Raw genomic sequence first — 8,141 nt, 5'->3', positions numbered from 1 at the left:
CCGGCCGGAGCGGGTCCCCGGTCGGCGTGCCTGCTCGGCCGACGTCAGCGGTCGACCGGCGAGGATCGTCGGCCGGTGAGGGTGGTCAGTCGGCGAGCGCGACCGGCGCCGGCCGGAGCCGGACCCGGACCCGGGTGCCCGGGGTGAGGTGGGCCAACCGGTCGCTGCCGACCTGCGCGACGACCGGTGTGCCGTCGGCCAGGGTCACGCTGACCCGGCTGATCGGGCCGAGGAAGCTGGTGGCGACGACCCGGTCGGGACCGTCCGCCTCGGACAACAGCTCGACCGCCTCGGGGCGGACCAGGGCGGTGACGCCGTTGTCCGGGCCGGCCGGCGCGCTGCCCGGGTCGACCAGCGGCAGCGTCTGCCCGAGGATCCGCACCGTACCGTCGGTCCCGGTCCGGCCCGGGATCCGGTTGCTCAGGCCGACGAAGTCGGCGACGAACGCGCTCGCCGGCCGCTGGTAGATCTCGGCCGGGGTGGCGAGTTGTTCCAGTCGGCCGCCCCGCATGACGCCGACCCGGTCGGCGACGGCGAGCGCCTCCTCCTGGTCGTGGGTGACGAACAGCGTGGTGGTGCCGACCTCCAGCTGGATCCGCCGGATCTCGTCGCGGAGTTGGACCCGGACCTTGGCGTCGAGGGCGGAGAGCGGCTCGTCGAGCAGCAGCACCCGGGGCTCGATGGCCAGCGCCCGGGCCAGCGCCACCCGTTGCTGCTGGCCGCCGGAGAGCTGGTGCGGGTAGCGGCCGGCGTGACCGCCGATACCGACCAGCTCCAGCATCTCCGTCGCCCGCCGACGACGCTGGGCACCGGGCCGGCCACGCAGCCGCAACCCGAACTCGACGTTCTGCACCGCGGTCAGGTGCGGGAAGAGGCTGTACGCCTGGAAGACCATGCCCATCCCGCGTCGGTTCACCGGCCGGTCGGTGATGTCCTCGCCGTCGACCAGTACCCGGCCGGAGTCGGCCTCCTCGAGTCCGGCGAGCACCCGCAGCGCGGTGGTCTTGCCGCAGCCGGAGGGCCCGAGCAGGGCGACCAGTTCGCCCGGTGCCAGCTCCAGGTCGAGACCGGCCAGCGCCTGGGTGTCGCCGAAGCTGCGGCGCAGCCCCTCGAGGCGTACCGGCACACCCTGGCGGGTCGGGGCCGGGCCCGGGTCGGCGGCGACGGTGGACGCGGTCACGGGGTCTCCTTCTCGACTCTCCGGCGCCGGCCGTCGCCGACGAGGGAGAGCAGCAGCAACAGGACAAAGGCGAGCAGCAGCGCGGCCAGCGAGACCGCCACCGACATGGTGGCGCTGCTCTTGCCGAGCAGGTTCACCGCGACCTGGAGGTTGGTCCGGTTGAGCAGTGAGGCGATGGTGAACTCGCCGAGCACCAGCGCCACGGTGAGGAACGCCGCGGAGAGCACCGCCGAGCGGATGTTCGGCAGCACCACCCGCCAGATCACCGTGGTCCAGCCGGCGCCGAGACTGCGGGCCGCCTCGGCCAGGGTACGCACGTCGATCGCGGACAGCCCGGCGTCGATCGACCGGTACGCGTACGGCAGCACCAGCACGGTGTACGCGAAGGTGAGGGTCAGCGGCGACCCGCCGAGCAGGTACGTCACCCAGGCGTAGACCGGGGCCAGCCCGACGACCAGCACGATCGCCGGGATGGTCAGCGGCAGCAGGCAGAGGAACTCCACCAGCCGGCGCAGCCGGGGCAGCCGGAGCCGTACCCAGACCACGGTCGGCACCAGCAGGACCAGGGTGAGCGTCACGGTGAGCAGGACCAGCCCGAACGAGGCCCGGATGCCGCTGGCCAGGTCGGGATAGGTCTCGGTGAGCGCCGGCCAGTCGACCAGCAGCCGCCAGGTCGCAAGGTCGAGGCCGCCGCCGGCGCCCCGGGTGGTGAACTCCAGCATGGCGAGCAGGGGAAGCAGGAAGAAGAGACCGAGCACGGTGAGTACGGTCCACCGGAACAGCCGCTGGTGGCGGGCCCGGCGCCGGATCACCCCAGCCACTTCGCGCTCCGCTTCTGGACCAGGGCGTAGAGCCACATCACCACCGCGACCACCACGATCATCCCGAGCGCCATCGCCTTGCCCAGGTTCTGCTGCCCGAGCACCACCTCGCTGGTCAGCGCGCCCCGGATCTGCAGCGGCACGATCGGGCTGCCCTGGCTGACCAGTGCGGCCGCGGTGGCGTACGCGGAGAAGGCGTTGGCGAACAGCAGCAGGGTGGCGCCGAGGAACGGCGGGGCGAGCAGTGGCATGCCGACCAGCCGCCAGTACTGCCAGGTCGAGCCGCCGAGGCTGGCCGCCGCCTCCCGCCACTGCGGCCGGATCCCGTCCAGGGCGGGCAGGAAGACGATCACCATCAGCGGGATCTGGAAGTAGCTGTAGACCAGCAGCAGGCCGGGCAGTTCGAAGAGCCAGACGCCGGAGGCGTAGAGGTCGACGCCGACCCGGTCGCGGAGGAACTCGGTGACGAAGCCGCTGAGCCCGATGGTGGCGATGAAGGCGAAGGCCAGGGTCACCCCGCCGAACTGGGCCAGCACCCCGGAGGCGGCGGTCACCACCCGACGCAGCAGGCCGTCCGGGCGGGCGGTGACCAGGGCGTACCCGAGCAGGGCGCCGACCACCGCGCCGATCAGCGCGGTGACCGCGGAGAGCAGGATGCTGCGGCCGAAGGCGGCCAGGATGTACGCGTCGCCGAGCCGGGCGAGGTTGTCGAGGGTGACGCCGCCGTCGTCGGCGGTGACCGCGCCGACCGCCACCACCAGGGTGGGGATGGCGAGGAAGACCACGACGTACCCGAGGAACGGGACGATGCCGAGCAGCGCGCCCCCGCTGGAGCGGCGGAGGCGGCGGCGGGCCGGGGTGGGCCGGACCCCGGGCGCCTGTGCCCCGGGGTCCGGCCGGTGGGTGACGACCGTCATGCCGGCATCAGCCGATCGTCTTGGCCCAGTTGGCGGTGAGGATCGCCTTCGCCGTGGCGGTCTGCGCCTCGGTGAGGAAGACCGGCGTGCCGGTGGTGGCCGGCAGCGCGCCGTACGCGGTCTGGTCGATCGTGCCGGCCTTCGCCATCGCCTCGGCGCGGACCGGGCGGGCGCCGCCGGACAACCAGAGGTTCTGCCCCTCGTCGGAGTAGAGGAACTCCTGCCAGAGCCGGGCGGCCGCCGGGTGCGGGGCGTCGGCGTTGATCGCCTGTACGTAGTACGAGCCGACCACCGCGTTCGCCGGGACCACGGTCTTCCACTCGGCCTTGCCGGCCAGCTTGGCGCCCTGGGCGACGTTGAGGTAGTCCCAGTCGATCACCACCGGGGTCTGCCCGGACTCGATGGTGGCCGGGGTGGGGTCGACCGGTAGGAAGTTGCCGGCAGCCTTGAGCTGGCCGAAGAAGTCGACGCCCTTGCTGATGTCGTCGGCCGAGCCACCGTTGCCCAGCGCCGCCATCACCACTCCGCTGAACGCGGCACCGGCCTGGGTCGGGTCGCCATTGAGCGCCACCTTGCCCTTGTACTCCGGCTTGAGCAGGTCGGTCAGGCTCTGCGGGGCCGGTACCTTGCCGGCGTCGAAGCCGATCGACATGTAGCCGCCGTAGTCGTTGACCCAGGTGCCGTTGGCGTCCTTGAGCGCGGCCGGGATCTCGTCGAAGGTCGCGACCTTGTACGGGGCGAACATCGACACGTTCGCCCGGGCGACCGCGTCACCCAGGTCGAAGACGTCCGGCGCGCCGCTCTGGCCCTTGAGCTGCTTGGCCGCGTTGATCTCGTCCTGGCTGGCGGCGTCCGGCTGGGCCGAGTTGACCTTGATGCCGTACTTCTCGCTGAACGTCTTGATGATCTCGCCGTAGTTGGCCCAGTCCGGCGGGAGGGCGATGACGTTCAGCTCTCCCTCCTTCTTGGCCGCCTCGATCAGCTTGTCGAGTCCACCCAGGTCGGCCGCGCTGGTGGCGGTGGCCGCCGGGGTGTCCGCCGCCGCGCCGGCCTGCTCGGGCGGCGCACAGGCGGCGACAGTCACCAACCCGGCGGACGCCGCGAGCACCGCGACCGTACGGGCAACCGCGAATCGCACGTGTTTTCTCCTTAGCCGTGTCCTCGGCGCCCGGCCGTCCGGGTCCGCTGCTGCGGCCCGGGTGGTGCGCGCCCGGCGGCCATCCTGCCCGGCGCAGGTGTCCTGGGCAGGAGCGCAGACGACGTACGGGTGAACGGTCGACGCTGTTCCGGAGAAAGATCGTGACGAGGGCCGTGCCGGTGCCGCCGCGAGCCGGCGGACCGGCCGGCGGCCGTGCCGGCGGACCGACCCGGTTGGCGTACGGCCGCTGAGCCGATAGGTTGCCGTTCGTGCGATATCTGGAGGTGCTCGCTCGCGCTCTCCTCGCGACGGTGTTCGTCGTGGCTGTCCTCGGAAAGATCAACCGGAGGGCCGCCTGGCAGGACTTCGTCCAGTCGTTGCGTCAGATGAGACAGGTGCCCGAAGCCGCCATACCCTGGACGGCGCGCATGACCGTGACGGTCGAGGCGCTCGTCGCCGCGCTGCTCCTCGTGCCGACGCGGACAGCGGGCGTCCTCGGCTTCGCACTGGCCGCCTGCCTCCTCGGCGCCTTCACCGTCATGATCGGGCTGGCCGTGTCGAGTGGCAACCGTGCACCCTGCCGCTGCTTCGGCGCTTCCCGCACGCCGCTCGGCGTACCACACATGGTGCGGAACCTGACGCTGGTCTGTGTGGCGGCACTCGGTATCACCGGCCTGTCGACCGGCGGTGCCCTCGAACCGTCCCCCGCGTTGCTCGCCGGCATCACCGGGCTGGTCCTCGGCATCCTCACGACGGCGGCGGAGGACATCGTCGCCCTGGTGAAGCCGATCCGGTAGGCCGACCTGTCGACGGCCGCCGTCCGGAGGGCGCCCCCGGAGCCCGCGCAGGTACTTCCGCCGGGGGCAGGGTCACGCTCCGGCCCGGGGTGACCCGGTCAACCGGGCCCGGACCTCAACCGCTCGCGGATGATCCAACTCGGTCAGGATGGCCAGCGACCGTGACCAGTCGGCCCGGGCGCTCCCCGGTTCGCCGGCCACCCGCCAGGCGTCGCCCAGCCTGGTCAGCGACACCGCCTCGGCGAAGCGGTCGCCCACCTCCCGGAACAACAGGACGGCCTGCTGGAAGCAGCGGATGGCCGCCCGGTTCCGGCCCAGTCCGTGGTTGGCGTGGCCGATGCTGTCCCAACTGTCCGCCGCGCCCCGGCGATCGCCGAGCAGCTGATGCCGCCGCAGCGCCCGGGCGCAGTACGTCAGCGCGCGGCCGTGGTCGCCGAGGAGCGTGTGGCACCACCCGACCGCGTTCAACGCGTTGGCCTGGCCCGGGCGGTAACCCGCATCGCCGTACAGCGCGAGGGCCCGCTCCGCGTGTGCGAGTGCCTCGCGGTACCGGCCCTGCCGCTCGCACGAGTCGGCGAGGCTCATCTCGGTGTTCGCCCGGCCCACGTCATCGGCCAGTTCCTCGTACCTGCACAGTGCCCGCCGCAGCTCGCGCCGGGCCTCGTCGTGCGATCCGAGCCGGGAGTACGCCCGGGCGAGCCCGCGATGGGCGCGGGCTTCGATCGACGGGTTGCCGAGCCGACCGGCCGCGGCCAGCGCGGCCCGCTGCACGGCCGCCTGGTCACGCCAGCGCCCCTGCCGGTCGAGAAAGGTGCTCAGGTGCCAGGCCAGCTCGCACACCGCCTGGTCGAGTCCGACCTCGGCCGCCTGATGGACCAGCGCCAGCAGCACCTGATGCTCGCTGTTGAACCACTCCAGCGCCGTCTCCGGGTCGCCGGGGTACCCCGCGCCCGACGGTGCCCGGGGCGGGGTACCGCCGCCTGTGTCCCGGGGCCAGCACGACACCGATCCCGGATGCCGGTACGGCGAGATCAGCCGGTCGGCGGTGGCGGTGGCGTCCAGGTAGTAGCCGAGGATCCGCTGCGACGCGGCGCGGCGTACCGCCTCCGGTTCGACCACTGCGGCGAGTTCGGCGGCGTAGGTGCGCAGCAGGTCGTGACAGCTGAAGCGCCCGGGCCGGTGCTCGACCAACAGGTGTGCCCGGGTCAGCTGCGCCAGCAGCGGACGGACCCGGCCCGGCGGTACGCCGACGAGGGCGGCCGCGGCGGTGGCCGACAGCTCCGGCCCGGGGTGCAGGCCGATCAGCCGGAACAGGGCCGCCGCCTCGGGGGAAAGGAGACGGTAGGACCAGGAGAAGACCGCCCGCACGTCGAACGCCGCGTCATCGTCGGAGAAGACCGCCAGGTCACCCGCGCTCTCCCGGAGTTGACTGGCCAGTGACCCGAGCGGGAACCGTGGCTGGATACCGGCCCGGGCGGCCACGATGGCCAACGCGAGCGGCAGCCGGGCACATGCGTTGATGATCTGGGTGGACGCTTCGGGCGCCGCCGCGACCCGCTCCGGGCCGATCCGGTTGGCCAGCATCTGCCGGGCCTCGACATCGGTCATCAGATCCAGGTCGATCGGATGGGCACCGGCGGCCACCAGCCCGGCCAGCTCGTGGCGACTGGTGACCAGGACAAGGCAGCGGACCGCGCCGGGCAGCAGCGGGCGGACCTGGTCAGCCGCGCGCGCGTTGTCGAGCAGGATCAGCATCCGCCGCCCGGCGAGCAGGCTGCGGTAGAGGCCGACCTGCGCGGTCAGGCTGACCGGGATCCGGTCGGGCGCCATCCCGAACGCGTCGAGGAAGCCACGCACCACCTCGTCGGGCCGGACCGGTCCGGCATCCGCCTCGAAGCCCCCGAGGTCGGCGTAGAGCTGCCCGTCGGGAAACCGCTCGGCGACGCGGTGTCCCCAGTGCACGGCGAGGGTCGTCTTACCCACGCCCGCCGTCCCGGTTATCGCGACCACTGTGGGGCCGTCGCCGGGGTCGGCCGTCAGCAGTGTGTCGAGGCGGCGCAACTGCTCGGCCCGCCCGGTGAACGCCGCCGTGCCGGGCGGAAGCTGGGCCGGCACCACCATGGGCCACCCGGGCGCGGTGACCGCGACGGGCGACGGCTCGACCGCGCGGGGAGGCAGACGGGTGAGCGCGTCCGACTCGAGCAGTTCCTGATGGGCCCCGGTCAGCACCGGCCCCGGATCCACGCCCAGCTCCGCCACCAGGCGCCGTCGGACGGTGTCGAAGACGGCGAAGGCGTCGGCCCGGCGACCGAGGGCGACGTAGCAACGCATCAGGTGGGCTTGTGCCTGCTCGTCCAACGGTCCGCCCTCGGCCCACTCACGGACAAGGGCCAGCACCTCGTCGGCCCGGCCCTGACGGATCGCGGCGGCCACCCGCCAGGAGAGTGCCAGCTGCGCCTCCGCGGTCAGGGCCGCCATCCGGGGATGCCCGGCGAGCACCGGTACGTCGGCCAGCGGTGGCTGCCACAGTCGCAGCGCCTCACCGATCAGCTGCCAGACCCGTGCCTGGTCGTCACGGTTGCGGGCGGTACGGGCCTCGGCCATCAGTCGCCGGAACCGGAGCGCGTCGACGGCGGCGGGATCCACCGCCAGCCGGTATCCGGTACCCACCGACGGCAGCAGTCGACTTGCCATCCAGGCCGGCCGGCCTGGTTCCAGCACCCGGCGAAGGTGCTTCACGTGGGTGTGGATGACGTTCGTACCGCTGCGCGGCGCCCCGGTCGGCCACAGCGCGTCCACCAGCTCGTCCCGGCCCACAGGTTGGCCCTCGGCGAGCGCGAGCAGACCCAGCACCGCCCGCCGCTGGGGTGGACCGGCCGGCAACTCCGTCGCGCCCCGCCAGAGGCGCACCCGACCCAACAGACAGAGCCGCAGCTCCGCCAACCTCTCCGGCTCCACACGCAACCCCCGTGGCTGTGACAGCACGTAGCGCGGCACTGCCGCTCTGGTCGTCCATTCTGCATCCAGTCAATAACCAGCCGGAAGATCCACGATGGCAGACACGTCAATGGGAGGAGGTGAAACGAATGCTGCGATTCGTGAACGAGCTTGGTGACCGGATGCTCGCCTTCCTCGTGCCGCGAGCAACGGCCGCCGCTGCTGACTGCGGGAGCCCCCGCTACAACGTGAAGGTGTGCATGAGCGGCTGGGAGCACTATTGCCGCTGCTGGTCCAACAGCAACTGCCGCTGCGACAACTGCACGCGAACGACCCACGCCTGCTGACCAG

At 72.6% G+C, this 8,141-nt stretch carries 7 protein-coding genes; 2 read left to right on the top strand and 5 right to left on the bottom strand.

The genetic code is table 11. The features are described 5' to 3' along the window. Window positions 1–85: 85 nt before the first annotated feature. Genes ABGB05_RS30190 through ABGB05_RS30175 form a run of 4 tightly spaced genes read right to left on the bottom strand, consistent with a single transcriptional unit; the run spans window position 86 to window position 4,056 of the window. On the bottom strand, window positions 86–1,180 hold the full coding sequence (locus ABGB05_RS30190; RefSeq protein WP_347657326.1) for an ABC transporter ATP-binding protein: 1,095 nt from the start codon (window positions 1,178–1,180) through the stop codon (window positions 86–88). Beyond that, window positions 1,177–2,001: an ABC transporter permease subunit gene (locus ABGB05_RS30185; RefSeq protein ID WP_347657325.1), complete on the bottom strand. Its 825-nt coding sequence runs from the start codon at window positions 1,999–2,001 to the stop codon at window positions 1,177–1,179. Before ABGB05_RS30185 ends, ABGB05_RS30190 begins: the two co-directional genes overlap by 4 nt. Next, on the bottom strand, window positions 1,989–2,918 hold the full coding sequence (locus ABGB05_RS30180; RefSeq protein WP_347657324.1) for an ABC transporter permease subunit: 930 nt from the start codon (window positions 2,916–2,918) through the stop codon (window positions 1,989–1,991). The genes ABGB05_RS30185 and ABGB05_RS30180 overlap by 13 nt, the downstream gene beginning before the upstream one ends. Before the next feature lie 7 nt (window positions 2,919–2,925). Then, the gene (locus tag ABGB05_RS30175; RefSeq protein ID WP_347657323.1) at window positions 2,926–4,056 is read right to left on the bottom strand and encodes an ABC transporter substrate-binding protein; all 1,131 of its coding nucleotides are present in this window, start codon (window positions 4,054–4,056) and stop codon (window positions 2,926–2,928) included. A 269-nt stretch (window positions 4,057–4,325) separates the two neighbouring features. On the opposite strand from ABGB05_RS30175, the gene ABGB05_RS30170 reads away from it, so the two are divergent. Further along, window positions 4,326–4,853, top strand: a complete 528-nt coding sequence (locus ABGB05_RS30170) for a MauE/DoxX family redox-associated membrane protein (protein ID WP_347657322.1) — start codon at window positions 4,326–4,328, stop codon at window positions 4,851–4,853. A 72-nt stretch (window positions 4,854–4,925) separates the two neighbouring features. On the opposite strand, the gene ABGB05_RS30165 is transcribed toward ABGB05_RS30170, so the two are convergent. Beyond that, complete coding sequence (locus tag ABGB05_RS30165) at window positions 4,926–7,811, bottom strand: BTAD domain-containing putative transcriptional regulator (protein ID WP_347657328.1); 2,886 nt, start codon at window positions 7,809–7,811, stop codon at window positions 4,926–4,928. A 128-nt stretch (window positions 7,812–7,939) separates the two neighbouring features. On the opposite strand from ABGB05_RS30165, the gene ABGB05_RS30160 reads away from it, so the two are divergent. Then, a complete protein-coding gene (locus ABGB05_RS30160; RefSeq protein ID WP_347657321.1) occupies window positions 7,940–8,137 on the top strand; it encodes a hypothetical protein in 198 nt (65 codons plus the stop codon). Window positions 8,138–8,141: the final 4 nt, after the last annotated feature.

The sequence above is a fragment of the Plantactinospora sp. B5E13 genome (genome assembly GCF_039871775.1).
In the GTDB taxonomy this organism is placed as follows: Bacteria; Actinomycetota; Actinomycetes; order Mycobacteriales; family Micromonosporaceae; genus Plantactinospora.
This window is presented reverse-complemented; position numbering and strand designations above follow the sequence as displayed.